Origin of the sequence: Streptomyces resistomycificus, from assembly GCF_001514265.1 — a bacterium.
GTDB classification, from domain to species: Bacteria; Actinomycetota; Actinomycetes; order Streptomycetales; family Streptomycetaceae; genus Streptomyces; species Streptomyces resistomycificus.
Window position 1 is genome coordinate 26,068 of sequence record NZ_KQ948992.1, and the last position, 25,951, is coordinate 52,018.

Annotated in this window: 24 protein-coding genes and 1 pseudogene; 10 read left to right on the top strand and 15 right to left on the bottom strand. The window is 72.2% G+C overall.

What is annotated here, in order from left to right; translation table 11 throughout:
* Positions 1 to 397 precede the first annotated feature (397 nt).
* The 12 genes and pseudogenes from pstB to AQJ84_RS18375 all read right to left on the bottom strand — a co-directional run bounded on the left by pstB (position 398) and on the right by AQJ84_RS18375 (position 12,790).
* A complete protein-coding gene (pstB, locus tag AQJ84_RS18325) occupies positions 398 to 1,174 on the bottom strand; it encodes a phosphate ABC transporter ATP-binding protein PstB (protein WP_030044536.1) in 777 nt (258 codons plus the stop codon).
* Positions 1,175 to 1,215: 41 nt separating this feature from the next.
* Positions 1,216 to 2,271, bottom strand: a complete 1,056-nt coding sequence (gene pstA, locus AQJ84_RS18330; RefSeq protein WP_030044535.1) for a phosphate ABC transporter permease PstA — start codon at positions 2,269 to 2,271, stop codon at positions 1,216 to 1,218.
* Positions 2,268 to 3,278 carry a phosphate ABC transporter permease subunit PstC gene (gene pstC / locus AQJ84_RS18335; protein ID WP_030044534.1) on the bottom strand — a complete coding sequence of 337 codons (1,011 nt, stop codon included), beginning with the start codon at positions 3,276 to 3,278 and terminating at the stop codon, positions 2,268 to 2,270. The genes pstA and pstC overlap by 4 nt, the downstream gene beginning before the upstream one ends.
* Before the next feature lie 140 nt (positions 3,279 to 3,418).
* A complete protein-coding gene (gene pstS / locus AQJ84_RS18340; protein ID WP_030044533.1) occupies positions 3,419 to 4,543 on the bottom strand; it encodes a phosphate ABC transporter substrate-binding protein PstS in 1,125 nt (374 codons plus the stop codon).
* Between the two features lie 259 nt (positions 4,544 to 4,802).
* Complete coding sequence (locus AQJ84_RS18345) at positions 4,803 to 5,234, bottom strand: NUDIX hydrolase (protein WP_374935416.1); 432 nt, start codon at positions 5,232 to 5,234, stop codon at positions 4,803 to 4,805.
* 19 nt (positions 5,235 to 5,253) lie between these two features.
* A complete protein-coding gene (locus tag AQJ84_RS18350) occupies positions 5,254 to 6,390 on the bottom strand; it encodes a CHAD domain-containing protein (protein WP_079076140.1) in 1,137 nt (378 codons plus the stop codon).
* A 282-nt stretch (positions 6,391 to 6,672) separates the two neighbouring features.
* Positions 6,673 to 7,050, bottom strand: a pseudogene (locus tag AQJ84_RS41005) (CHAD domain-containing protein); the annotation flags it as partial.
* The gene (locus tag AQJ84_RS18355; RefSeq protein ID WP_107082758.1) at positions 7,031 to 9,397 is read right to left on the bottom strand and encodes an RNA degradosome polyphosphate kinase; all 2,367 of its coding nucleotides are present in this window, start codon (positions 9,395 to 9,397) and stop codon (positions 7,031 to 7,033) included. The gene AQJ84_RS18355 and the pseudogene AQJ84_RS41005, both read right to left, overlap by 20 nt.
* A gap of 186 nt (positions 9,398 to 9,583) precedes the next feature.
* Positions 9,584 to 10,459: a hypothetical protein gene (locus AQJ84_RS18360; protein ID WP_051870233.1), complete on the bottom strand. Its 876-nt coding sequence runs from the start codon at positions 10,457 to 10,459 to the stop codon at positions 9,584 to 9,586.
* On the bottom strand, positions 10,456 to 11,493 hold the full coding sequence (locus AQJ84_RS18365; protein ID WP_030044527.1) for an ABC transporter permease subunit: 1,038 nt from the start codon (positions 11,491 to 11,493) through the stop codon (positions 10,456 to 10,458). The genes AQJ84_RS18360 and AQJ84_RS18365 overlap by 4 nt, the downstream gene beginning before the upstream one ends.
* Positions 11,490 to 12,380, bottom strand: a complete 891-nt coding sequence (locus tag AQJ84_RS18370; protein ID WP_030044526.1) for an ABC transporter ATP-binding protein — start codon at positions 12,378 to 12,380, stop codon at positions 11,490 to 11,492. The genes AQJ84_RS18365 and AQJ84_RS18370 overlap by 4 nt, the downstream gene beginning before the upstream one ends.
* Complete coding sequence (locus tag AQJ84_RS18375; RefSeq protein ID WP_030044525.1) at positions 12,377 to 12,790, bottom strand: GntR family transcriptional regulator; 414 nt, start codon at positions 12,788 to 12,790, stop codon at positions 12,377 to 12,379. Before AQJ84_RS18375 ends, AQJ84_RS18370 begins: the two co-directional genes overlap by 4 nt.
* 111 nt (positions 12,791 to 12,901) lie before the next feature.
* Here AQJ84_RS18375 and AQJ84_RS18380 point away from each other — a divergent pair, with 111 nt between their 5' ends.
* From AQJ84_RS18380 to AQJ84_RS18400, 5 genes are all read left to right on the top strand, one after another.
* Positions 12,902 to 13,444 carry an RNA polymerase sigma factor gene (locus tag AQJ84_RS18380; protein ID WP_030044524.1) on the top strand — a complete coding sequence of 181 codons (543 nt, stop codon included), beginning with the start codon at positions 12,902 to 12,904 and terminating at the stop codon, positions 13,442 to 13,444.
* A gap of 520 nt (positions 13,445 to 13,964) precedes the next feature.
* Positions 13,965 to 14,804: a cupin domain-containing protein gene (locus tag AQJ84_RS18385; protein WP_030044523.1), complete on the top strand. Its 840-nt coding sequence runs from the start codon at positions 13,965 to 13,967 to the stop codon at positions 14,802 to 14,804.
* Between the two features lie 97 nt (positions 14,805 to 14,901).
* Positions 14,902 to 15,765, top strand: coding sequence for an ABC transporter ATP-binding protein (locus AQJ84_RS18390; protein ID WP_030044522.1), 864 nt, complete (start codon positions 14,902 to 14,904; stop codon positions 15,763 to 15,765).
* An 8-nt stretch (positions 15,766 to 15,773) separates the two neighbouring features.
* Entirely contained in the window at positions 15,774 to 17,306 is a 1,533-nt protein-coding gene (locus AQJ84_RS18395; RefSeq protein WP_030044521.1) for an ABC transporter permease, read from the top strand.
* 128 nt (positions 17,307 to 17,434) lie between these two features.
* The gene (locus AQJ84_RS18400; RefSeq protein WP_225889107.1) at positions 17,435 to 18,076 is read left to right on the top strand and encodes an ABC transporter; all 642 of its coding nucleotides are present in this window, start codon (positions 17,435 to 17,437) and stop codon (positions 18,074 to 18,076) included.
* A 546-nt stretch (positions 18,077 to 18,622) separates the two neighbouring features.
* On the opposite strand, the gene mshD is transcribed toward AQJ84_RS18400, so the two are convergent.
* A complete protein-coding gene (mshD, locus tag AQJ84_RS18405; protein ID WP_030044519.1) occupies positions 18,623 to 19,549 on the bottom strand; it encodes a mycothiol synthase in 927 nt (308 codons plus the stop codon).
* A 146-nt stretch (positions 19,550 to 19,695) separates the two neighbouring features.
* Between mshD and AQJ84_RS18410 the strand changes: the two genes are divergently transcribed.
* The 5 genes from AQJ84_RS18410 (at position 19,696) to AQJ84_RS18420 (ending at position 25,261) form a co-directional block, all read left to right on the top strand.
* The gene (locus AQJ84_RS18410) at positions 19,696 to 21,510 is read left to right on the top strand and encodes a bifunctional metallophosphatase/5'-nucleotidase (protein WP_053192096.1); all 1,815 of its coding nucleotides are present in this window, start codon (positions 19,696 to 19,698) and stop codon (positions 21,508 to 21,510) included.
* A gap of 92 nt (positions 21,511 to 21,602) precedes the next feature.
* Positions 21,603 to 22,829 (top strand): LmeA family phospholipid-binding protein, encoded by a 1,227-nt coding sequence (locus tag AQJ84_RS18415; protein ID WP_030044517.1) that lies wholly within the window; start codon positions 21,603 to 21,605, stop codon positions 22,827 to 22,829.
* A 184-nt stretch (positions 22,830 to 23,013) separates the two neighbouring features.
* Positions 23,014 to 23,139: a hypothetical protein gene (locus AQJ84_RS44740; protein ID WP_259294346.1), complete on the top strand. Its 126-nt coding sequence runs from the start codon at positions 23,014 to 23,016 to the stop codon at positions 23,137 to 23,139.
* Between the two features lie 97 nt (positions 23,140 to 23,236).
* On the top strand, positions 23,237 to 23,362 hold the full coding sequence (locus AQJ84_RS44745; RefSeq protein WP_259294345.1) for a hypothetical protein: 126 nt from the start codon (positions 23,237 to 23,239) through the stop codon (positions 23,360 to 23,362).
* Between the two features lie 117 nt (positions 23,363 to 23,479).
* On the top strand, positions 23,480 to 25,261 hold the full coding sequence (locus AQJ84_RS18420) for an ABC transporter ATP-binding protein (protein WP_051870232.1): 1,782 nt from the start codon (positions 23,480 to 23,482) through the stop codon (positions 25,259 to 25,261).
* A 30-nt stretch (positions 25,262 to 25,291) separates the two neighbouring features.
* Here the strand turns inward: AQJ84_RS18420 and AQJ84_RS18425 are convergent, their stop codons facing one another.
* Both AQJ84_RS18425 and AQJ84_RS18430 read right to left on the bottom strand, forming a co-directional pair.
* The gene (locus tag AQJ84_RS18425; RefSeq protein ID WP_051870231.1) at positions 25,292 to 25,603 is read right to left on the bottom strand and encodes a hypothetical protein; all 312 of its coding nucleotides are present in this window, start codon (positions 25,601 to 25,603) and stop codon (positions 25,292 to 25,294) included.
* Entirely contained in the window at positions 25,600 to 25,914 is a 315-nt protein-coding gene (locus AQJ84_RS18430; protein ID WP_030044514.1) for a hypothetical protein, read from the bottom strand. Before AQJ84_RS18430 ends, AQJ84_RS18425 begins: the two co-directional genes overlap by 4 nt.
* Between the last annotated feature and the right edge of the window lie 37 nt (positions 25,915 to 25,951).

Below are 25,951 nucleotides of genomic sequence, written 5' to 3' on the forward strand. Positions count from 1 at the left end.
TGGGGGCTGCCGCCCCCACACCCCCGCTTCGGCCCTGGACGGGCCTCGTCCTCAAACGCCGGACGGGCTGAAGATGCCGACCGGCGTCACAGGCGTCCCGCACTCGCCCACGGCGGGAAGGGGGCGTGTCGGGGGGTGTTCGCCCGCAGCGGTTGTCGCGTCAACGCGGGCACCTCCATGGCCGGCCGATTCCGCGACGTTCCGAGGACGGACACCCCCCGACGCGGCCCCGACCCACCCCCGAACCGCAAGCGCTACGCGCACCCCACCGAAGACGTACAGGCCGCCGCAGGCATGCGAAAACGGGCCCGCCCCCTGAACTGACAGGGGGCGGGCCCTTTTCGGCCTCGCGGTGGCACCGCCATGCAGCACCGCGAGGGGTTCTTCGGAGGGCGGCTCAGCCGAAGCGGCCGGAGATGTAGTCCTCCGTGGCCTGGACGGACGGGTTGGAGAAGATGCGCTCCGTGTCGTCTATCTCGATCAGCTTGCCGGGCTGGCCGACCGCGGCGAGGTTGAAGAAGGCAGTGCGGTCCGAGACGCGCGCCGCCTGCTGCATGTTGTGCGTCACGATGACGATCGTGAAGCGTTCCTTCAGCTCGCCGATCAGGTCCTCGATGGCGAGCGTGGAGATGGGGTCGAGGGCCGAGCACGGCTCGTCCATCAGCAGCACGTTCGGTTCCACCGCGATCGCCCGCGCGATGCACAGCCGCTGCTGCTGACCGCCCGACAGGCCCGAGCCGGGCTTGTTGAGGCGGTCCTTCACCTCGTTCCAGAGGTTCGCGCCCTTGAGGGACTTCTCGACGATGTCCGACAGCTCGCTCTTCTTGTAGCTGCCGTTGAGGCGCAGCCCCGCCGCCACGTTGTCGAAGATCGACATCGTGGGGAAGGGGTTCGGACGCTGGAACACCATGCCGACCTCACGGCGCACCGACACCGGGTCGATGCCGTGTCCGTAGAGGTCCTCGTCGTCCAGCAGCACCTTGCCCTCGACGCGGCCACCGGAGGTGACCTCGTGCATACGGTTCAGGGTGCGCAGGAACGTCGACTTGCCGCAGCCGGACGGGCCGATGAAGGCCGTCACCGAGCGCGGCTCGACCGTCATCGAGATGTCCTCGATCGCCTTGTGGGATCCGTAGTAGGCGGTGAGCCCGCTCACGTCGATTCGCTTGGCCATGACTACTTCACTTCCAGATCTCTCGGTCGCCGATGGCCGCGTCAGCGACCGGTCTTCGGGGCCTTCCAGCGGGCGATGCCGCGGGCCACCAGGTTCAGGATCATCACGAAGGCGATCAGCGTCAGCGACGCCGCCCAGGCACGGTCGTAGGCCGCGCCCGAACCCGCGCTGTTCGCGTACTGCTGGTAGATGTACAGCGGCAGCGACGCCTGCGCACCCTCGAAGGGGTTGGCGTTGATGAACGGGTTGCCCCAGACGAGGAGGAGTACCGGAGCGGTCTCGCCGGCGATACGGGCGATCGCCAGCATGATGCCCGTCGTGATGCCGCCGATGGAGGTCGGCAGGACCACCTTCAGGATGGTGCGCCACTTCGGGACGCCGAGCGCCAGGGACGCCTCGCGCAGCTCGTTCGGGACGAGCTTGAGCATCTCCTCGGTGGAGCGGACGACGACCGGCATCATCAGGATCGCGAGGGCCAGTGAGCCGGCGAAGCCGAAGGGCTCCAGGTCGAGCATCAGCATCAGGCTGAGGATGAACAGACCGGCGACGATCGAGGGGATGCCGGTCATCACGTCCACGAAGAAGGTGATGGCCCGGGAGAGGTTGCCGCGCCCGTACTCCACCAGGTAGATCGCGGTGAGCACGCCGACCGGGGCGGCGATCAGGGTGGCGAGGCCGACCTGCTCGAGGCTGCCGAGGATGGCGGCGTAGATACCGCCGCCGGGCTCGGTGTCGGCGACCACGCCCATCGAGTGGGTCAGGAAGTAGACGTCCAGGACCTTCACACCGCGGGCGACGGTCACCCAGACCAGGGAGACCAGCGGGACGACGGCGAGCAGGAAGGACACCCAGACCAGCGAGGTCGCGATGCGGTCCTTGGCCTGGCGGGTGCCCTCGACGCGGGCGGCGATGCCGTACGTGCCGACGACGAAGAGGATCGCGGCGATCAGGCCCCACTGGACGCGGCTGTGCAGGCCGGCGGCGAGGCCGATGCCGATCGCCAGGGCGAGGGAGCCGCCGGCGATGGCGTACGGAGCCCACTTCGGGAGGCGGGCACCCTGAAGGGTGCTGGGCTTGTCGACGATGGCGGTGCTCATGCGTTGGCCCCCGAGTACTCCTTGCGGCGGGCGATGATCGCGCGGGCCGCGCCGTTGACCAGCAGGGTGATGACGAACAGGACCAGGCCGGAGGCGATGAGCGCGTCACGGCCGAACTCGGTGGCCTCGCCGAACTTGCTGGCGATGTTCTGGGCGAAGGTGCCGCCGCCCGGGTCGAGCAGGCTGGTCTGGATGTCGAAGGTCGGGGAGAGCACGGTGGCCACGGCCATCGTCTCGCCGAGCGCGCGGCCGAGGCCGAGCATCGAGGCGGAGATCACGCCGGAGCGGCCGAAGGGGAGGACGGCCATGCGGATGACCTCCCAGCGGGTGGCGCCGAGGGCGAGGGCCGCTTCCTCGATCATCTGCGGGGCCTGGCGGAAGACCTCGCGGCTCACGTTGGTGATGACCGGCAGGATCATGATCGCGAGGAGGATGCCGACCGTGAGCATCGAACGGGGGGCGCCGCCCTCCCAGGAGAAGACGCCGGTCCAGCCGAGGTAGTCGTTCAGCCAGCCGAAGAGGCCGTCCATGTGCGGTACGAGGATCAGCGCGCCCCACAGGCCGTAGACGATGGACGGCACGGCGGCGAGCAGGTCGATCACGTACGCGATGGGGCCGCGGAGCTTGCGCGGGGCGTAGTGGGTGAGGAACAGCGCGATGGCGACGGCGATCGGGACCGCGATGACCATGGCGACGATCGACGAGACGATCGTGCCGAAGGCGAGGACGGCGATGCCGAACCTCGGCGGGATGACCCCGGTGTTCCACTCGAAGGCGGTGAGGAAGTTGGCCTCGTCCTTGCTGATCGCGAGGGACGCGCGATAGGTGAGGAAGACCGCGATCGCGGCCATGATCACCAGCAGGAAGATGCCGGATCCGCGGGAGAGACCGAGGAAGATCCGGTCGCCGGGGCGGGTGGCGCCGCGGGCCGCGCGCTTCTGCTCGGTCCCGGCCGGTGCCTGGGCGGCGGGGGGAGGGGCTTCGGTGTGCTTCGTTGTTATGTCCATCGGGTTCTCCGGTCTGCGGGGCCGTACGCGCCGTACGGCCCTGTGGAGCCGTGCGCGGTGTGCGGCGGCTCCTGGCGGCGGTGCACCGGACGATGCGGTCCGCTCCCGGGGTCGAGGCCCGGGACCGGACCGCACTCAGATCAGCTCAGGCCCTCGATGGTGGTGCGGACCTTGGTGATGATGTCGTCGGGGATGGGGGCGTAGCCGCTGTCCGCGAGAACGCCCTGGCCGTCCTCGGAGGCGATGTAGCGCAGGAACGCCTTGGTGGCGGGCAGGGTGTCCGCCTTGTTGCCCTTGTCGCAGACGATCTCGTACGTGACCAGGGTGATCGGGTAGGCGCCCTCGGCCTTGGTCGCGTAGTCCAGGTCGAGCGAGAGGTCCTTGCCCGTACCGACGACCTTGGCGGCGGCGATGGCCTTGGTGGCGTTGTCGACGGTGGCCTCGACCGGGGCGGAGGCGCCGGTGTCGATGGAGACCGCGTTGATGCCGTCCTTGGCGTACGACAGCTCCATGTAGCTGATGGCGCCGGAGGTCTGCTTCACCTGCTGGGCGACACCGGAGGAGCCGGAGGCGGACTGGCCGCCCTTGGCCTGCCAGGCCTTTCCGCCGGAGTACTTCCAGTTGGCGGGGGAGGAGGCGATCAGGTACTTGGTGAAGTTGTCCGTGGTGCCGGACTCGTCCGAGCGGTGGAACGCCTGGATCTTGAGGTCGGGCAGCTTGGCGTCGGGGTTCAGCTTGGCGATCGCCGCGTCGTTCCAGTTGGTGATCTTGCTGTCGAAGATCTTGGCGAGGGTCGCGGCGTCCAGGACGAGGTTGTCGACGCCCGGGACGTTGTAGCCGACCGCGATCGGGCCGCCGACCATCGGGAGGTCGATGCCCTGGCCGCCGGTGCAGACCTTCTTGGAGGCGGTGACCTCTTCGGGCTTCAGCGCGGAGTCGGAGCCGGCGAAGGCGACCTGGCCCTGCGTGAAGGCGGTGACGCCGGCGCCCGAGCCGCCGCCCTTGTAGTTGATCTGGACGCCACAGGCGGCGGAGAACTGCTTCACCCAGGCGTCGATCGCGTTCTTCTGCGCGGAGGAGCCGTCGGCGAGGAGCTGGCCCTTGGCGTCGTCGCACTTGATGTTGCCGGCGGCGGCGGTGGATCCGGCGCTGCTGTTGCCGCTGGTGCCGGTGTCGTCGGAGCCGCACGCCGTGAGGGCCAGGGCGCCGGAGACGGCGAGAGCACCGAGGGTGAGGGCCCGCCGGTTCATGCGCTGAAGCTTCACTGAGGGAGTTCCTTCCGAGAGCCGCCGTCCTGAACCGGCGGCGTGCGAAGTCTGTGTGGTGTGGCCACGTGCGCGAAGCGCGTGTTCGATTGCCTGTTCGAGGCGCGTCGTCGAGTCCGTGCCGCACCGCGTAAGGCCGAAACTAGGCAGAACAGGTGAAGGCGCCGATTGTCGTAAATGAACGTGGGGTGAACCCCTGTAGACGGTGCGGTGAGGTCACGGAACGCTCACGTCGAGGACACGGGGTGATTCCGGCCGACTATGTCAGGTGGAGGCCCGCGAGCAGGGCGTCGACCAGGGTGCGGTCCCTCGGTTGGGTCAGACGGTTGCGGGCGGCCTTCGGGGAGAGCCAGAGGATGCGGTCGACCTCGTCGCTGGGGGTGAAGGCGCCGCCTACGGCCTCCGCCGCCCAGTAGCGGACCTCCTTGGGGCGGCCGTTCGCCAGGTAGCGGACGGTGGGCAGACGGGCGCCCGGCACGGCCCGGTGGCCCGTCTCCTCCTCGACCTCGCGCAGAGCACCGTTCAGGGCGTCCTCGCCGCGCTTCAGCTTGCCCTTGGGGTGCGACCAGTCGTCGTATTTCGGCCGGTGGACGAGACAGATTTGCGGCTCGCCGTCGGCCGGGGAGCGGCGCCACAGGACGCAGCCGGCCGCCTGGACGGGGTATTCGTTGTCCTGGGTCACTGGCTTCACCGCTTCCTCGACCGGTGGGTCAGGCCGTACCGACGGCCTCTTTCTGCCAAGACTGCTGGAACGCGAAGCGGGCCGCCTCCACCTCGTGCCGCTGGTCGGCGTGGAGTACGCCGAGGGCGTACGCCGTCGCCGGGGCGATCCGGGGGGTGCGGGCGGCCTGGGACGCCGCGGCCGCCGCCTCCGAGGCGTCGCGGTGGCGGTCGAGGGCCTGGCCCGCGGTGAGCAGGCGGAGGTCGACCGGCCGGTGCTCGCCGTCGAGGACCTCTCGCGCGTAGCGGTGCAGGCGCAGCAGGAGGCGGACCTGGTGCCAGGGCATGTCCTGGGGGTGCGGGGACGGGTCCGGGGACAGGCCGTGGATCAGTGCCTCCGCGTTGTACGGGCTGCCGGCGGTGACGAGGGGGAGGGCGGCGATCGCGTCCGTGAGGCGCTCCTCGGCGGCGGCCGCGAGGTGGCGCAGGTCGGTGTCCGCGGCGGCGGGGGTGAGCGGGACCTCGCTGGCGAGTACGGCGATGCTGTCGGCGACCGCGTGGAAGCGGGAGGAGCCGAGGGCCTGGAGGGCGGTGCTGTGGGCCCGGGTCCGGGCGAGCGTGAGCTGCCGGTCCAGCAGGGCGCCTGCCTTGGCCGCCCCGACGGTGAGACTGCCCCGCTCGGGCGCGGCCGCGGGGCGCGACGCGGGCCCGGCGCTGCTGCCCGGTTCCGCCGTGCCGACCCGTTCCGCTCGGGCGGAACGATTTCGCACGGCCTCGCGGGTGGCGTCGGCCCGAAGCCCCGGTGAGGTGGCTCCGGCGGAGGGGTACACGGCTGCGGTGACTGAGCCGGGCCGGGGCCCGGGCCCACCGGCCTCACAGGCCGAGGACGTGCCCCTGACCCCGCTCGTGGGAGAGGCGCCGCCGGAGTCGCGGGCCAAGGTGGCGCGCGTGGCTCCGCCGGCGGAAGGGGGGCCGTCGGCTCCGCCGCCTGCGGCTGAGACCGTCCCGTCGGCTCCGCCTGCCGGGGCGGTCCCGCCGGTCCGGTCACCATGGGCTGACCCGTCGGCCGCGGCGGCCGTGGCCGATCCTGTGGCTTCGCCTGTCGGGGCGGACGTGCTGGTCTGGTCGCCCGGGGTGGGCCTCCCGGCCGCGCTGCCTGTGGCCGATCCCGTGGCTTCGCCTGCCAGAGCGGACCCGCCGGTCCGGTCGTCCGAGGCGGGCCTCCCGGCCGCGCTCCCCAAGGCAGACGTCCCGGCCGCGCCACCCGTGGCAGGCATCCCGGACCCGCTGCCCGAAGCGGACCGTTCACCCCCGCCCCCTGAAGTGGACCGTCCACCCCCGCTGCCCGAAGCGGACCGTTCACCCCCGCCCCCTGAAGCGGACCGTCCACCCCCGCTGCCCGCGGCGGTCCTCGCACCCGTCCCTGTCACGGTCCCCGTCCCCGACCTCGTCCCCGTCGTGGGACCGGCTGCCGGCTGGGTCGGGAACGGTGTGCCTGACAGGCGGTGCAGGGCCTGGAGCAGGCGGTCCAGGCGGGAGGCGTAGGCGTGTTCCATGCCCAGCGTGCCTGACAGCCAGGCCAGTTCCGGGCGGAGGGACTCCGACCACTCCGGGTCGAGGAGAGGGCGGAAGGTGTGCAGGCTGCCGCTGACGCGGCGGACCGAGCGGCGCAGTGCGCGGGCCGCGTCGACGGAGTCCTCCGTGCCGGCCGCCGTGCCGCCCGTCTCGCGGTGCAGCCGTAGCGCGCGGAGGAACTCGGTGGCCTGGGACCGCAGGTAGCCCGCCAGGGCGTCTCCGGTCACGGTCCCGGCCACGGGGTCCGTCGGGTCAAGGTGTTGCTGTGCCACGCCGGCGCCTCCGGGCGTCTATGAGCATCTCCTGGACGTTGCGCAGGGGTTGACCGTCCGCGTCGGTCGCGTGCCGGGTCCACTCGCCGTCCGGGCCGAGGTGCCAGGACGCGGTGGTGTCGGACATGCCGGTCTCGAGGAGCCGGTTCAGGGCGGCCCGGTGGGCGGGGTCGGTGACCCGTACCAGCGCCTCGATACGACGGTCGAGGTTGCGGTGCATCATGTCGGCGCTGCCGAACCACACCTCGGGCTCGCCGCCGTTGCCGAAGGCGAACACCCGGGAGTGTTCGAGGAAGCGGCCGAGGATCGAGCGGACCCGGATGTTCTCCGACAGCCCCTCGACGCCGGGGCGGACCGCGCAGATGCCGCGCACCCACACGTCACACGGCACGCCCGCCTGGGACGCGCGGTACATGGCGTCGATGATCGCCTCGTCCACCATCGAGTTGACCTTGATGCGGACGAACGCGGGGCGTCCGGCACGGTGGTGCTGGACCTCCTTGTTGATCCGCGCGATCAGGCCGTCCCGGAGGGACTTGGGGGCGACGAGCAGACGGCGGTAGGTCTCGCGGCGCGAGTAGCCCGACAGGCGGTTGAACAGGTCGGAGAGGTCCGCGCCGACCTGCGGGTCGGCCGTCAGCAGGCCCAGGTCCTCATACAGCCTGGCCGTCTTCGGGTGGTAGTTGCCGGTGCCGACGTGGCTGTAGCGCCGCAGCGTGTCGCCCTCCTGGCGGACCACCAGGGACAGCTTGCAGTGGGTCTTCAGGCCGACCAGGCCGTAGACGACGTGGCAGCCCGCCTCCTCCAGCTTGCGCGCCCACTTGATGTTGGCGTGCTCGTCGAAGCGGGCCTTGATCTCCACCAGGACGAGGACCTGCTTGCCGGCCTCGGCGGCGTCGATGAGCGCGTCGACTATGGGGGAGTCGCCCGAGGTCCGGTACAGGGTCTGCTTGATGGCGAGGACGTCCGGGTCGTCGGCGGCCTGCTGGAGGAACGCCTGGACCGACGTCGAGAAGGAGTCGTACGGGTGGTGCAGCAGCACGTCCCGGCTGCGCAGGGCGGCGAAGATGTCGGGCTGGGAGGCCGACTCGACCTCCGCCAGGTCACGGTGGACGCCCGCGATGAACTTGCGGTACTTCAGCTCGGGCCGGTCCAGGGAGGCGATCCGGAAGAGGCCCGTGAGGTCCAGGGGACCGGGCAGCGGATACACCTCCGCCTCGCTGATCTTCAGCTCGCGGACGAGGAGGTCCAGGACCTCGCGGTCGATGGACTCCTCGACCTCCAGACGCACCGGCGGCCCGAAGCGGCGCCGCATGAGCTCCTTCTCCAGGGCCTGGAGGAGGTTCTCGGCGTCGTCCTCCTCGACCTCCAGGTCCTCGTTGCGGGTGAGCCGGAAGGCGTGGTGCTCCAGGACCTCCATGCCCGGGAACAGCTCCTCCAGGTGGGCGGCGATGACGTCCTCGATGGGGACGTAGCGGCCCGGGGAGCTCTCCAGGAAACGGGACAGCAGCGGCGGCACCTTGACGCGGGCGAAGTGGCGGTGGCCGGTGACGGGGTTGCGGACGACGACCGCGAGGTTCAGGGAGAGGCCCGAGATGTACGGGAAGGGGTGCGCCGGGTCGACCGCCAGCGGGGTCAGCACCGGGAAGATCTGGTGGCGGAAGAGGGTGAACAGGCGGGCCTGTTCCTTCTCCTGGAGCTCGTTCCAGCGGACCAGGTGGACGCCCTCTTCGGCGAGGGCGGGAGCCACGTCCTCGTGGTAGCAGGCGGCGTGCCGGGCCATCAGCTCGCGGGAGCGGGCCCAGATCATCTCCAGCACCTCGCGGGGCTGGAGGCCGGACGCGGACCGGGTGGCGACACCGGTGGCGATGCGGCGCTTGAGACCGGCCACCCGGACCATGAAGAACTCGTCCAGGTTGCTGGCGAAGATCGCGAGGAAGTTCGCGCGCTCCAGCAGGGGGGTGTTCGGGTCCTCGGCGAGTTCGAGGACGCGCTCGTTGAACGCGAGCCAACTGCGTTCCCGGTCGAGGAAACGACCCTGCGGAAGCTGGGGCCCGTCGAACGGCGACTCCTCGTACGCGTCGAGGTCGGCGTCGATGTCGGGTTCCAGGTCGGAGACGGCCGCCGCGATGGTGTGCGGGCGGTGCGCGGCTATGGAACCCACGGAGGGCTGGGCGTGCTGGACCTGTGCCTGGGCGTTTGGCTGGCTCATGGACCCATTCTTCCGCGCCACGAGCGATACAGGCGCGTCGGACAGGGCGGGCGGGAGCGTGGGAGCGTCTCGGACGTCCCCGTTCCCCGCGATCCCCTCGGGGGGCGGCGAAGGCTCTGGCACGACGGGCTTCATTCGCCGAGCCTCGCAAGCCCGTCTTAACCGACGGTTACGGCGACATGGCGTGCGGGACACCGGGGAGCGGCTCCCGGGCGTCCACGTGCGGCGATGACCGGGATCCCGTACGTCCCTCCCCCCGTGGAGGGACGTACGGGGGCGTGCGCCGTCGGGTGCGCGCCGTCGCGGGCGCCCTGGACGGCCTCAGACGGTCGCGCGCGGGCGCGCTTGCTGGGCGTGTGGTGCGGGAAGGCCGGTGGTGCGGCGGTGCAGCAGCCAGAAGGCGGCGGCGGTGGCGACGGCGGTGACGGTGAGCAGGATGCCGGTCTCGACGAGGTGCAGGGGCCAGAAGTGCGACGGCGGGTGGTAGTGGCCGTCGCCCTGCTGCCACCAGTCGTTGGGCATCTCCTTGCGGCCGGGGGCGGTCTTCGTCGGCCAGAAGTCCGCCCGGTGGATTTCCAGGTACTGGTTGAGCACCACCATCACGGCGACCGCGACACCGAGTGCGGGCAGTGAGCGGCGCAGCAGGAGTCCGGCGAGGGTGCCGACGGCGAGGGCGCACAGGCCGTACGCCACCACCGCCGGGCCGTGGGCCGCGAACACGTCGTTGAAGGTCCAGTCGTCGCCCATCAGGTCCCGGTTCGCCGACCAGGCCCACCGGTAGACCGGGACGAAGACCGCGCCGCCCAGGACGATCAGCAGGGCGGGCAGCGCCAGTTTGACGGCCAGCCAGCGCAGCGGTGTCACGGCCTGCGTCCAGGCGAGCTGCGCGGTGCCGCTCTCCAGTTCACGGCCGATCAGCGAGCCGCCCGCCCAGGCGGCGACGGCCCAGAAGCTGTAGAGCATGAGCGTGCTGATCCAGCCGGTCGGCTCGCTGTAGTCGAGGCTGGCCCAGAGCGCGCCGCAGAAGCCGGGCGCGTTGTCGGGGCAGCGGTCCAGCGCGGCCCGGACCGAGTCCACGGTGACCGTGTTCAGCCACACCAGGCCGGCGACGGCGGCCAGGACGAAGACGGTCCACACGACCAGTGCCGTGCGGTGCAGGCGCAGCACGGTGCGGATCAGGCCTCGGTCGGCGGTCATGCGAGCCCTCCCCGGTGGTCGGCGGTGCGGTGCCGCAGCACGCGGAACGTGAGGACGGTCAGCAGGACGGCGACGGCGAGGAGGATGCCGGACGCCACGAACTGCAGGGGCCAGTAGTGCGAGGCGGGGTGGTAGTCCCGGTAGAAGCTCACGGCGTCGAGGCGGTCGAAGAGCGCGCCGCACGAGGGGTCGATGCTGCTGCCGCAGTACCGGGGGATGCCGAGGCGGTCGCCGTCGGCGGTGAGCAGGCCCTCGGCGACCCCGATGCCGGAGCCGGAGGGGCCCTCCCGCAGGCTGCTGACGCGGGTGACGGTGGGCCACAGGTGGGGCAGCGCCATGAAGATCCCGGCCCACAGGGCGGCCGTGGCGCAGACCGAGCCGACGAGCGCGGCCAGGGACCGGCGCAGCAGCAGGCCCAGCAGGGTGCCGGCGGCCAGGCCCGCCAGGGCGACGGCGACGACCACGGGGCCGCTCGCGTAGAAAGTCTCGATGCTGTACCAGGGCTTGGCGGTGTCGACGCGGCCCAGGCCCGCCGTCCACGCCAGCCGGTTCAGCAGGGCGGCGAGAGCGGTGCCGACGGTGACCAGGGCGGCCGGGAGGGCGAGCTTGGCGGTGAGCCAGCGGGTGGGGGAGACGCCCTGGGTCCAGGCGAGCCGTGCCGTGCCGCTCTCCAGCTCGCGGCCGATCAGCGAGGCGCCCGCCCACATGGCGACCAGGAAGGGCAGCGTGAGGACGGTCAGGCTCGTGTAGAGCGAGACGTCCTTGTACAGCAGGATCGCCTCCTGGTCGTAGCCGCACGCCCCCGTCGTCGGGCAGGCGTCGTACTGGTTCCAGGCCGCCGCCGAGGCGTCCGTGAGCGGTCCCCCGAGCCACAGCAGCAGGGCGGCGAGTACGACGACCAGGACCGTCCAGACGCAGAGTGCCGGGCGGTGCAGGCGCAGCAGCCAGCGGAGCCGGCGGGCTGGTGCGGCCTGGGTGCCGGGGGCGCCGGGGGCCGGTGCGGTGGCCCGGGGCGGAGTGGTCACGGTGCTCACGCGGCCTTCCCTTCGAGCCCGGACGGCGTCAGGGCCGGCGCCTGGGGGTTGCGCAGGTGTGCCAGTACCAGCTCCTCCAGGGACAGCCGGCCGCCGGCACGCCAGTCGCCGGGGAGCGGGCCCGCCGGGCGGATCAGGGCGCTGAGCTGACGGCCGGCGGTGCGGGACTCGACCACGGTGTGCGGGGCCAGGTCGGTGTCCGCGGGGACGGCCACCCGCGTGTGGGCGGCGAGGAGTTCGTCGATGTCGCCGGCCAGGCGGACCCGGCCGTCACCGACCAGCAGGAGGTGGTCACAGGAGTCCTCGAGTTCGGCGACCACGTGCGAGGACATCACGATGGTGGTGCCGTGCTCGGCCGCGTCCGCCATCAGGACGCCCATCAGCTCGTGCCGTGCCAGCGGGTCGAGGTCGGCCATCGGCTCGTCCAGGAGCAGCAGTTCGGGCCGCTTGCCCAGGGCGAGGGCGAGCGCCACGCGGGTGCGCTGGCCGCCGGAGAGGGAGCGGATGCGGGACCTGGGGTTCAGCGATCCGCCGGCCACGATCCGCTCGGCGGTGGGCTGGTCCCAGCGGCCCGGGTTGAGGTCGGCGCCCATGTCCAGGGTCTGGGCGACGGTCAGCTGCGGGTACAGCGGCTTGTCCTGGCCGACGAAGCCCACGCGGGCGCGTGCCCGGCCCGGGGTGGTGCCGAGGACGGTCACCGTGCCCTCGGTCTGGGCCAGCAGGCCGGCGGCGAGGGCGAGCAGGGTGGACTTGCCCGCCCCGTTGGGGCCGACGACGGCACACACACGGCCGGCGGGCAGCCGGAAGGCGCAGTCGCGCAGCGCCCAGGCTCCTCGGCGGCCGAAGCGCTTTCCCAGCGCGGCCGCGGCTATCGCCGTGTCGGTCATGACGGGTCTCCTTGGTCGTGCCGGCCGGGGTGGGGCTCGGCGTAGTGCTTCTCGAGTACGGCGGTGAACAGCGCGGCCACGTCGTCGCGGTCCAGCCCCGCCGTGTGGGCCCGGGCCGTCCACGCGTCCAGCTCGCCGGCCAGGGGCGAGTCGGTGGGGGCGGTGTTCAGGGCCCGGCGCACGAAGGTGCCGAGCCCTCGCCGGGCCTCGACCAGACCCTCGCGCTCCAGCTCGCGGTAGGCCTTGAGCACGGTGTTCGGGTTGATCGCGGTGGCTTCGACGACCTCGCGGGCCGTGGGCAGCTTGTCGCCCGGCTCCAGCAGGCCCAGGCGCAGGGCCTGTTTGGTCTGCTGGACGATCTGGACGTAGGTGGCCACGCCGCTGTGCCGGTCGATGCGGTAGTCGACCACTGGGGTAACCACCCTTTCACTAATTGAGTAGTGAAAGGGTGGTGGAAGGGGTGTCCGAAAGTCAAGCGTGATTGCGTGAACCGATCGGACGGGCTCGTGCGATGAGGAGACGTGAGCGAAACGAGAAGCGACGGGGAGCTGCTGCGGGCCATCGCGGCGGACGGGGACCGGCGCGCCTTCGAGGAGCTGTACCGGCGGTTCGCGCCGTGGCTCACCGCACGGCTGCGTGGCCGCTGCTCCGACGCCGGGGTCGTCGACGACGTCGTACAGGAGACGTTCCTGGCGGTGTGGCGGGGGACCGCCCGCTACCGGCAGGAGGGTGACGTGGCCGGGTGGCTGTGGCGCGTCGGGTCGCGGCGGCTGGTGGACGCGCTGCGCGGCGACGGGGCACGGGGGCGGCTGCGGCAGGCGCTGGCGCGGCTGCGGCACCGGGACGAGGCGTCCGCGGAGGAGCGCGTGCTCGCGGGGGTTGAGCACGGGGACCTCGCGGGCGCCCTGGTCCGCCTCTCACCGGAGCTGCGCGCGGTGCTCCAGGCGACGGTCATCGACGGGCTGACCACCCGGGAGGCGGCCGTCCTCCTCGGCATCCCGCCGGGCACGGTCAAGACACGGGCCATGCGAGCCCGCAAGCAGCTGCGGGAGGCGCTGGCATGAACAGGCGGACAGAGGAGACGACGGCACACCCGCGACCGACCGGGGACGGTGGCTCGCCTGGTCGGCGGGGGAGTGCTCGCGGCGGTGGCCGTGGCCGGGCGGCGGGTGCCCGCCGGTCCGGGACCGCCGGAGGTGACGCGCCGGGGCGCCCGAGGCGGAGGGTCGCTGGGGGGCTCGCGGTGGTTCCGGGGGGTGTGGATGCCGGTCGGTGGACTTCGCAGCCGTGGCTCTCGGTCGGTGCGGGTGACGTCACGCCGAGCCGCCGGGGGCGGATGGCCGACGTGGGGCTCACGGCGATCTCCGCGGGTGCGGGTGCGGGTGCGGGTGCGAGTGCGAGTGCGGGTGGGCGTGCGGGTGCCGGTCGCCCGTCGTCGGAGACTGCGGCCTCGGTGAGCGGCGGGGCGGCTCCGCGGGAGCGGGCAGGCGGGCGTGGACTCTCGGTGGTCGACGGGGGTGTCGTGGCCGGCCGGCGTGGGCGGCAGGGACAGCGTGGGCGTGACGGAGCACGGGAGGTGGCGGAATGAGCTGGCATGTGTCCGAGGAGGACCTACGGGCCTACGCGCGGGGCGAGTTGGCGCCCCCGGGGCTCTGGTCCGCCGACGCGCACCTCACCGCCTGCGCGCGGTGCCGCGGTGTGCTGGCCGACGTCAGTGATCCGGCGGCCCTCGACGCGGGGTGGGAGCGGCTCGACGCCGAACTCGACGCGCCCCGCCCGGGGCTGTTCGAGTCGCTGCTGGTCCGGCTGGGGGTCGCCGACCACATCGCGCGGCTGCTCGCGGCCACACCGGTGCTGCGCGGCTCCTGGATCGGCGCGGTCGTCGCCCTGCTGGTCATGACCGTCGTGGTGGCCAACGTCGGCCCGTCCGCCGACACACCCACGCTGTTCCTGGCCCTCGCACCGCTGCTGCCGCTCGCCGGGGTCGCGCTGTCGTACGGCCCCGCGCTGGACCCGACGCACGAGATGGCCGTCGTCTCGCCGATGCACGGCTTCCGGCTGCTGATGATCCGTACGGTCGCCGTGCTCGTCGCCGGACTCGGCCTCAACGGGCTCGCCACGCTGGCCCTGCCCGGGTACGGGCTGCGCGCCCTCGCCTGGCTGCTGCCCGCCCTCGCCCTCACCGCGACCGGCCTTGCGCTCACGCCCAGGCTCGGCCCGGTGCTCGCGCCCTCGTTGGTCGGCGGCGCGTGGATCACGCTGCTGCTGGCGGCGGAGGCGGCGGCGGGCCCGGACACAGAGGGCCCGATCGCGCCGTTCACCGCGACCGGCCAGGGCGTCTTCGCCGTGGTCGCCGCGCTCGCCGTGGCCCTGCTGTACGCGGTGCGGGACGGCTTCGACCGGGCGGGGGGAAACGCGGCATGACCGGCACCCCCGTCGACCTTGCCCTCTTCCCCCACCCTCACTTCCCCTCCCCCTCTCTCGTCCTCTTCCCCTTCCTCTTCTTCTACGGGAGTTCTGTATGACCCCCACCGTCTCCGCCTCCGGGCTGAGCCTCCGTTACGGCGGTATCCGCGCCCTCGACGACGTGTCGCTGCGGCTGACGCGGGGCGTCACCGGGCTGCTGGGGCCCAACGGGGCCGGGAAGACCACTCTGTTGCGGGTGCTGGCCACGGCCGTGCCGCCGGACCGGGGGGCGTTCACCGTGCTCGGGCACGACCCGGGCACCCCGCGCGGGCGGCAGGAGGTGCGGCGGGTGCTCGGTTATCTGCCGCAGGCCCCCGGCTTCCACCCGGACTTCACGGCCTTCGAGTTCGTCGACTACGTGGCGATCCTGAAGGAGCTGACCGACCGGGGCGCCCGGCACCGCGAGGTGCGGCGCGTCCTCGCGGAGGTGGACCTGGGCGACGTGCGCGGCCGGCGCATCAAGAAGCTGTCCGGCGGTATGCGGCAGCGGGTCGCACTGGCGGCCGCGCTCGTCGGCGACCCCGGTTTCCTCGTCATGGACGAGCCGACCGTCGGCCTGGACCCCGAACAGCGCATGCGCTTCCGGGAGTTGATCGCGCAGGCAGGGGAGGGCCGGACCGTGCTGCTGTCCACGCACCAGACGGAGGACGTGGCGATGCTCTGCAACCGGGTCGTGGTCCTGGCGGGCGGCCAGGTCCGTTTCGAGGGCACCCCCGCCGAACTGACCGCACGGGCCGCGGGCCGCGTGTGGAGCAGCACGGAACGCGACCCCGGCGCGCTGGCCGGCTGGCGCACCGGCACCGGCTCCTTCCGCAACGTCGGTGATCCGCCGCCCGGCGCCGAACTCCTCGACCCCACCCTGGAGGACGGCTACCTGCTCACCCTCGACGACGCGGGCGCGGAGGTGGCGGCAGCGTGAACACGGTCATGCAACCGGGCGACCTCCAGGCCGCCCCACCCGCCGTGCGGAGCGAATCCCGCCGATCCTGGGCGGCCGTGTTCGCCCTCGCCCGCTTCGAGGCCCGCGATCTCCTGCGGTACGCCGTGGTGCTGGTCACCCTGTTCGTCTACGTCGGCTACACCCTCTGGGGACTGCTGTCCGAACGCGAGGGCATGGACGCCTTCCCTGCCCTGCAGAACGTCGACCGGGGGACGCAGACCGCGCCGCTGCTCCTGGGCATCGCGCTGCTGGTCTGCGTCAACCGGGCCACGCTGCGCTCCCGCCGGCGCGACACCGACCGGCACTTCGACGTCCTGGTGATGGAGCCGTGGCGGCGTACGGTCGCGCACGTCCTGTCGGTCGTGCCGTTCGCGATCCTCACCGCGCTGGTGGTGCTGGGCGAGTTCACCTGGCAGGCGCTCAGGCCGGGCGCGGTGGGCCACGGGTCGGTCGCCGAACTCGCCGTCGGCCCACTGACCGTGCTGCTGTGCGGTGCGCTCGGGGTGCTGATGGCCCGGCTGGTGCCGGTCGTGTTCGCCGCGCCGGTCCTCGTGATCGGTCTCTTCACCTTCTCGGTGTTCCTGTCGGCCGGCACGGGTGACGCGGAGTGGAGCCGCTGGCTGGCGCCCGTCGTCGGTGAGACCAGCAGCGAGGCGCTGCCCTCCGACCTGATGGGGCGGCCCGCCGCCTGGCACGCCCTCTACCTGATCGGGCTCGTCCTGCTGCCGGCCCTGGGTGCCGTGCTGGTCGGCGGTGGCCGGGCCTGGCCTCTCAAGGCGGGCCTCGCGGGCGCGCTCGCCCTGGCGCTGACCGGTGCGGTCGCGCAGTCCGGGGGCGTCTCGGCGGAGCTGACCGCCGCCCGGGAGCGGGCCACCGACTCCCCGGAGAAGGAGCAGTCCTGCGTCCGGGAGGGCGCCTCGACGTACTGCGCGTTCCCGGAGTGGACCGGCCGGGCGGCTACCTGGGCGGAGACCGTCGAGCGGGTGCAGTCCCTCGCGGGCGGCTCGGCGGCGAAGCAGCGACTCCTCGTACGGCAGCGGATCGACGCCACGTACGGCCTCTCCGGCGACAGCGCGCTCGCCACGTCCACCACACCCCACCAGGTCACCGTCGGCACGCGCTGGGGCGGCAACCGCGTCCCCGAGTTCGCCTCCGCCGTGGCCTCCGTGCTGGTCGCGGGCGACGAGACGAAGGCGGGCGAGCTGTGCGACGGGCGGATGGTGACGGTGATGTGGCTGGCCGTGGGCGGCGCCGACACCCCGCTGACCGAACTCCGAAACGTCCGCCTCGACGACGCCCTGGCCGGCTCGGCCATCGTCCTCACCCCCACCAACCCGCTGTCCATGTCCGCCGGACAGACGGCGGTGGTGGTCGACCTCCTCAAGCGCCCCCGGGCCGAGGTCACGGCAGCGGTGAAGGACCACTGGAAGGAACTGACGGCTCCGGGTGTGACCACGGCTCAGGTGGCACGGGTGCTGGGGGCGGAGGTGCCCGAGGAGAGCGATGACTGTGAGGCGTGACCTGACGGAGGGGCGAGGAGCGAGGGGGAGCTGCGATGAGGGGCGGGGACGTGGAGACGGGGCGTGGTGACGAAGGGGGGCGGCGCGGGCGGCGCGTGCGGGGTGTGAGCGGGGCACTGGTGCCGGCCGTGGGACGTACGGTGCCGTGGCGGGCGCTGGGCGCGGGGGCGGTCGTAGGGCTGCTGCTGGTCGCGCTGCCGCGGCTGCTGTCCGTCGAGCCCGACCCGTGGCTGTCGCTCAACCTGCTGCGGGCCGCCGTCCTCGCCTTCGCCCTCGGCCTGGCGTTCCTGCTGGACGACCCCGCCCGGCACCTCACCACGCCCGTCACCACCCGGCGCTGGGTGCGGACGGGACTGCGGGTGGCCTGGGTCGTGCCGCCGGCCGCGCTGTGGTGGACGGCCGCGCTGGCCCTCGTACCGGAGAAGGTCCGCCCGCCGGTCGGTTCCGTCACCCTGGAGGCCGGTGCGACCGCTGTTTTCGCGCTGGCCGCGGCGGCGATGGCCGTACGGTTCGGCAACGAGCCCGAGTCGGGCCCGACGGTGGCGGCCGGCGTCCTCACCACGGCGGTCCTGGCCCAGGTGCTGCTGCCGGACCGCTGGTCCCTGTTCGTCGCCACCGGCGACCCCCGATGGGAGGCCGCCCACGAACGCTGGGCGCTGGTACTGGCGCTGGCGGCACTGGTGTGGGGGGCGTGCGGGCCGGAGCCGGTACGGCGGGGCTTCAGGTTCCTACGACGCCGGCCGACGGCGGCAGACCCGTCGGCCGCCTGACGGCAGCCCCGTAAGCCCTGAGACATGGGGAGCGCCGGCCGGCAGCCCCTACACCTCACGGGCCGCTCGGTCGGGCCACGCCAATCCTGACCGATTCGGCCCGCGCCGGGTGCTCTGGCTGGGGGCACGCTCTACTCCGGCTGCTTCGGCGCCCACTGCCCAGACGGAGTCAACGCCCGCCGCGCCGACAGGGCCGGACGGGCCGGAATCGCCGCTCGCTCCGAGTCATCGCCCGCTGCTCCGGCCGAGTCGGTCACCTCTTGGCGGACGATTCGGCCGGCGCGGGGTGCTCTGGCTGGGGCGCATGCTCTACTCCGGCTGATTCGGCGCCCACTGCCCGACGGAGTCAACGCTCGCCGCGCCGACAGGGCCGGACGGGCCGGAACCGCCGCTCCCTCGTGTCAGCGTCCGCTGCTCCGGCCGAGTCGGGTGGTGGGTGGGCACAGGCCCGGGGGTCTGGGGGCGGAGCCCCCAGTGCGGTGCGACCCTCGCCGGCCCGCCCCGCCACCGCCGAGCCCCGAGTCACGCCTCCGCCCACCCCCCGTCTCACGTCTCCGTGCGGTACATCAGATCCGTCTCGTACGTGACGAACCCCAACCGCTCGTACACCGACACCGCCGCCTTGTTGTCGGCGTCGACATACAGCATCGCCGTGGCCAGCCCCCGCCCCGCGAGATGCCGCAGCCCGACCGTCGTGAGGGCCTTGCCCAGTCCCCCACCCTGCGCACCGGGCCGTACGCCCAGGACGTACACCTCCCCGAGCCCCTCCTCCGCGTGGACCTTCGTCCAGTGGAAGCCGACCAGCTCCTCGCCCCGGAACGCGAGGAAGAAGCCCTCGGGGTCGAACCACGGCTCGGCCTTGCGGTCGTCCAGGTCCCGCTGCGTGAGCGACCCCTGCTCGGGATGGTGCGCGAACGCCGCCGCGTTGACCGCGAGCCACGCGCCGTCGTCGGCGCCGGGCACGAACGCGCGGACGGTGACGCCCTCGGGAAGCACCGGCTCGGGCAGATCCATGTCGGCCAACGGCCGCCGCATCTGCCGCAGTTCGCGGAAGAGTGTCAGACCGAGCACCTGCGCCAGGTGCCGCGCCGCGGAGTGCCCCCCGTGGGCCCACACCCGCAGCCGCTTCCCGGACGCCGCGAGCAGCGCCGATCCGAGCGCCCGCCCGTGGCCGTGGCCCCGGTGCGCGGGGTGGACGACCAGCTCGGCGGCCGGTGCCTCCACCGGGTCGGTGTCCTCCAGCTGCGCGTACCCGACGAGTTCGTCCCCCACGGACAGCAGCAGGTGGGACACGCCTGCGCGCGGACCGCCCCGCAGCTGCAACCGCCCCTGTTCGGACACCGCCTGCTGCCCGTCGCTGCGGGCCGCCTCCGCCAGCAGCCCGAGCACGGCCTCGGTCCGGTCCGGTGAGAGCGAGGAGTGGGTCTCGATCGAGCGGGAGCTGCCGGGGCGTGCGGTGTCGTCGCTGGTCATGCGTACGAGGGTAAGGGGAGGGCCCGGCAAAGTGGCGGCAAAGAAGCAACCAGGATGTAACCACGAACCCTCTGTCGCGCTACGCGCGTTGACCCTAGGCTGCGCCGGGACGGGGCCCACTTCTCACCAGAACCACAGGGGGGCGTATGCCAGCCACATCCCAGTCGCACCAGCCACGCAGACGTCGTACGTACCGTCTTCTCGCCACGGCCGCCGGTATCGCCACCGTCGGCGCGCTGGCCGCCGCGCTGCCTTCCTCGGCGAGCGCGGGCGAGAGCAAGAGCCGGCCGGGCGGTCACGCGCCGAGCCGTTACCAGGACGTGCAGCTGCTGTCCTTCAACGACCTTCACGGCAATCTGGAGCCTCCGTCCGGCTCCTCCGGCCGGGTCACCGAGCACCAGGCCGACGGCACCACCAAGACCATCGACGCGGGTGGTGTGGAGTACCTCGCCACCCATCTGCGCGAGGCCCGCAAGGGCAACAAGTACTCCGTCACCGCGGCCGGCGGCGACATGGTCGGCGCCTCCCCGCTGATCTCGGGCCTCTTCCACGACGAGCCCACCATCGAGGCGCTGAACAAGCTCGACCTGGACGTCACCTCCGTCGGCAACCACGAGTTCGACGAGGGCGCCAAGGAGCTGGCCCGTCTGCAGAAGGGCGGCTGTCACCCGACCGCCGGCTGCTACACGGACGAGGAGTTCGAGGGCGCCGACTTCCCCTACCTCGCGGCGAACGTGCTGAACGAGAAGTCCGGCAAGCCCATCCTCAAGCCGTACTGGGTGTGGAAGAAGAAGGACGTCAAGGTCGGCTTCATCGGCGTCACCCTGGAGGACACTCCGGGCGTCGTCTCCGCCGAGGGCGTGAAGGGCCTCAAGTTCAAGGACGAGGTCGAGACGATCAACAAGTACGCCAAGGAGCTGCAGCGGCAGGGCGTCAGGTCGATCGTCGCGCTGATCCACGAGGGTGGTGCCCCGGCCTCGGCGTCGTACAACTACGACTGTGACTCCCCGGGGGCCGGCGACGGCATCTCCGGCCCGATCGTCGACATCGCCAAGAACATCACGCCGCAGGTCGACGCGCTGGTCACCGGTCACACGCACGCGGCGTACGCGTGCACCATCAACGACCCGTCGGGCAAGCCGCGCACGGTCACCTCGGCCGCGTCCTTCGGCCGCCTGTACACGGACACCACGCTGACGTACGACCGTTGGACGGGTGACATCGCCCGTACGGCCGTGAAGTCCGCGAACCACGTGGTCACCCGTACCGTCCCCAAGGCGACGGACATGACCGAGCTGATCGCCAAGTGGAACACCCTCGCGGCGCCCATCGGCAACCGCGCGATCGGTCACATCTCCGCCGACATACCGAGCACCGGCACCGAGTCGCCGATGGGCGACCTGATCGCCGACGCCCAACTCGCCTACGGCAAGCAGCTCGACCCGGAGACGGACCTCGCGCTGATGAACCCGGGCGGCGTCCGGGCGGGCCTCACCTACGCGGCCAAGGGCAGCGAGGGCGACGGCGTGGTGACGTACGCCGAGGGCTTCACGGTGCAGCCGTTCTCCAACACCGTGAACCTCCAGGACTTCACCGGCGCCCAGCTGATCCAGATCCTCAAGGAGCAGGTGAGCGGCTCGAACGCGGCCGCGCCGAAGATCCTGCAGCCGTCGACGGGACTGACGTACACGCTCGACCTGACGAAGACCGGCGCGGACCGCGTGGTCACCGACACGATCAGGCTGAACGGCGCGGCCGTCGACCCGGCGGCCACCTACCGCGTCGCGACGAACAGCTTCCTCGCGGGCGGCGGTGACGGCATCACCACGCTGGGCCAGGGCACCAACGACCTGGTCGGCACCGACGACCTGACGGCCCTGGAGCAGTACCTGACGGCCAACTCCTCGGCCACCAACCCGATCGCGCCGCCGGTGACGAACCGGATCACGATCGTGCAGTAGAGCGCGAGCATCGCGGGGGAAGATCGTGAGCTGAGTCGCATAACCCGGGCTCAGGTTGCGGACAGGGGAGGTGCGCATGGTCGGATGGATCGATGCGTACCTCCCCCCACCACACAGCGACGCATCCTTACTCGGACCCTTACGAGGAACTGGGCGCTCTCGACGACGGCCCCCTGGAGGAGATCCTCCATGAGGAGTTCCGCCAGGAGGACGTCGACGGACGACAGGGGGAGGCCGGGGACGACGACTGGTCCCCGCCCAACCACCGCCGGGGCGGCCGGCGCCGTAGGCACGGCCGTTTCTCCGGGCTGCCGTTCGCGCTGAAGGCGGTGGTGGGCCTGGTGGTCCTCGCCTCGTTCCTCGCCCTCGGCGACCGCTGGGCCGTGCTGTACGCCGAGCACCGGGCGGCGGGCGCACTCAAGGACCGTCTGAAGCTGACCGCCGCACCCGAGGTGGAGATCGGCGGTTTCCCCTTCCTGACGCAGCTCGCCGACCGGCGTCTGGACGCGGTGAAGGTGACCGTCCCGGACGTGGCGGCCGACCGCGTCACCCTGGCCGCGGTGTCGGCGACGGCACGGGACGTACGGCTGCACGGTGACGGGCCGACTTCGGTGAGCGGGGCCCGCGTTCCCCGACTGGACGGCGACGTCCTGCTCTCCTTCGCCGACATGAACCGTGAACTCGGCGCGTCCCAGGTGACGTTCACGGGTGCCGGCCGGGACCGGATCCTGGCCCGCGGCACGCTGCCGGTCGCCGGACACGACCTGCGGATGCGGGCCGACGTCCGCATCGGGCGCAACGGCGACCAGGGCATCGCCACCCGGATCGACGGGATGCGCCTGAACATCGGTGACCTGGCGACGTACCGGCCCGGTGCCCGCGCCTCGGAGGGCCTGCACCTGACGCCGCAGTCCGCCGCCCGGGTGGCGCGTGAGACCCGCAAGGTGCGGGCGCTGCTGGCGGTGCCGTCCGTCGTACGGCGCATGGGGGTGCCCGACACGACCGTCCGCGCGGCGCTGCGTGACGAGGACCGGCTCGCCGCCCTGACCGGATCCCCGCGTTTCGTCCGCCAGGCCATGCGGGTCAACCTCCTCGACCTGGCCCTGGCCCATCCCGAGGTGCTCGACCGCCTGGGCTTCGACCCGGCCCTCCTCGACGCCCTCTCCCGGCTCACCCGCCCGGTCCTCGCCGACCAGCTCTCCCTCGGTTTCCGGCTGCCCGAGCTGCCGAGCGGCGAGCTGCGGCTGCGGGACGTGCGGGTGGAGAAGGAAGGGGTCCGGGTCCGGCTGACCGGAGCCGGCCTCACGGTGGGGAACTGAGCGGCCACCGCCGTCATAAATTCTGTGTGATTCCCTCTGGGGTTCCCTGAAGCGTCTGAAAATCCTCTCAGGCGCAATTCATTGAGGTCTCAGCGGAATTGGCGTGCTCGGACTCTCGTGTCCCGTAGTGTTTTCCATGTCGACAGCGAACGACGCAGAAGCAAACACTACGAAGGAGAGTCACATGAGCTTCCACAAGATCGCCCCCGTCAAGAAGGCCCGCAAGGCCGCTCCGGCGCCCAAGAAGGCTGCGAAGAAGGTCGCCAAGAAGGTCACTCCGCCGCGTCGCCCGGTGACCCATAAGGGCTGACAAAGACTTCACCTAAGTAAATCAAATCAATTCAAAGGTAATTGCAGCAGGTTGGTCGAAGGACTGTTGCAGAACCGCAGCGGAAAGGGAAACAGACATGAGCTTCCACAAGATCGCCCCCGTCAAGAAGGCCCGCAAGGCCGCTCCGGCGCCGAAGAAGACCGCCGGCAGGCCCGCGCCGAAGAAGGCCGCGCTGAAGCGCCGCCCGGTCGCCAGGGGCTGAGCCGCCACACCGTGAGGCGGGGCCACCGGCCGACGAGCACCCACGCTCGCGCCGGGGGCCCCGCCTCGGCCATGTCCGCGGTGAGGCCGTACGCACGTACGGAAAGAGGAGTCGACGATGAGGGAAGTCCGTGAGGCCTTCCGCCGTTTCTGGCCGCTGACGCGCGGCGACCGCGGGTGGCTGCTGGCGATCATCGCCTGCGTGGTGGTGTCCGCGCTCGCCGAGACCGCCTCGATCCTGCTGTTCGCGCAGCTCACGGACAACGCCCTGAAGGCCGGCTCGCTCGCCGCCTTCTGGGGCCCGGCCGGCGCCTGGCTCACCGTCGCCGTGCTCGGCGCGATCGTCGGCTACCTCGGCAACTCCCTCGCCACCTGGACCGCCGAGAGATTCGTCCTGCGGCTGAGGGCGGGCGTGTTCCGGCACGTCCAGGACCTCCCCCCGCACTTCTTCCAGAAGCACCGTCAGGGCGACCTGGTCGAGCGGCTGACCGGAGACGTGGAAGCGATCGAGCAGATGGTCGTGTCAGGCGTCGTGGGCACGGTGTCCGCGGCCTTCTCCGCCGTCTTCTACGCGGCCGCCGCGTTCTGGCTCCGCTGGGACCTGGCCCTCGTCACCTTCGTCCTCGCCCCTCTCTTCCTCCTCGCCGCCCGCCGTTTCTCCGGCCGCATCAAGGAGGCCTCCCGGGACGAACGGGTCGCCGACGGCGCGATCACCTCGGTGGTCGAGGAGTCCCTCGGCAACATCGTCCTCACCCAGGCGTACAACCGCCAGGCCGACGAGGCGAAACGCCTCGACCGCGAGGCCCGCGCGTGGATGCGGGCTTCGGTGCGCGGTGCCCGGCTGAGCGAGATGTACGAGCAGTTCGTCGAGGTCGTCGAGACGCTCTGCGTCCTCACCGTGATTGGTCTGGGCGTCTGGGAGATCTCGGCCGACCGCATGACACTGGGCCAGCTCCTCGCCTTCGCCGCCTTCGTCGGCTACCTCTACCCGCCGGTCCGCAACCTCGGCCAGCTCGGCCTCACCCTCACCGCGGCGACGGCGGGCGCGCAGCGTCTGGGCGAGATCCTGGACGCGCGGCCCTCCGTGGCCGACCCGGACGACCCGGTGTCCGCCTGGCCGGTCCGAGGCTGGGTCGGCTTCCACGGCGTGACCTTCCGCTACCCCGACGCCTCCCGCGACTCCCTGGACGACGTCCACTTCACCGCCGCCCCCGGCGAACTGGTGATCGTCACGGGCCCGAGCGGCGCCGGCAAGTCCACCCTGTCGAAGCTGCTGACCCGCTTCTACGACCCCTCGGCGGGCGCGATCACCCTGGACGGCGTCCCGCTCACCCGGCTCCCCCTGGACTTCCTGCGCGAACACATCGCCCTCCTCCCCCAGGAGACGCTGATCCTCAACGGCACGATCCGCGACAACATCGGGTGCGGTCGCCCGGGCGCGAGCGACGCGGAGATCGAACGCGTCGCCCGTTCCGCCGCCGCGCACGACTTCATCACCGCGCTCCCCGAGGGCTACGACACCCTGATCGCCCCCGGCACGGCCGCCCTCTCCGGCGGCCAGCTCAAGCGCCTCACCATCGCCCGCGCGATGCTCCGTTCCGCCCCCGTCCTCGTCCTCGACGAACCCACGGCCGGCCTCGACTCGGTGGCCGCCCGCCAGGTCGTCCAACCCCTGCGCCACCTCATGTCCACCCGCACCACCCTCATGATCACCCACGACCTGAGCCTCGCCCCGGACGCCGACCGCGTCCTGGTCGTGGACGACGGACGTCTGGTGGAGGCGGGGACCCACGCGGAGTTGGTGGCGCGGGGCGGCGTGTACGCACGGCTGGCGGGGCCGATGCCGGGGGCGCTGGGGGCGCCGGGGGCCCCGGACGACACGTTGACGTTGCGGTGGTGAGGGGTGGGGTGGGCAGGCCTGGCCCCCTCCTCACGCCCGGCTGTGAGGGATGCGTTCGCCGCGGCTGACCGCGATCCTGAGGAGGTCCGCCAGGGACTCCGCCGCCCTGGTGAGCGCGAAGCGCACGGCTCGCTCGCCCGCCCTGGGGTCGGCCAGTACGGCTCTGGCGCCCGCGAGCACCTGTTCGCCCGAGTCCAGTTGGGCTGCCTCCAGGTCGTCGGCGAGCTGCGAGAGTCTCCTGTGGTCGCCGTCGGTGCTGAGGTAACAGGGGTTGCCTTCGGGGGTCGTCCAGGGCAGCAGGCGGAGGCCGTCGGCGGTACGCGGGTGTTCGGACGTACTCACGCGGAGACCTCCATCCCGTGGATGTGGCGCGGCCCCACGTCGACGCCGTGGACGGCGAGCCAGAGGGCTCGGCGGCGCTGCCGCTGGAGCCTGCGCTCGTGGCGTTCCGCCGGGGTGAGGAGGTACGGGCGTACGAGCGGTGTGTCGGGCTCGAAGGGGTGGGCGTCGAGGGTGAGTCCGGCAGGTTGCGGCTGTCCTTGCGCGGCGGGACAGGTCGGCCCGACGGCTCGGTGCCGGCCTCGTGCGGGCAGCAGACCCCGCACGATCGCCAGCAGCAGCAACTCGCACAACCCCGCGATGTGTTCCCTCATGGACGGCGCTCCCTAACGGTCTGACGAGCGGTGATTA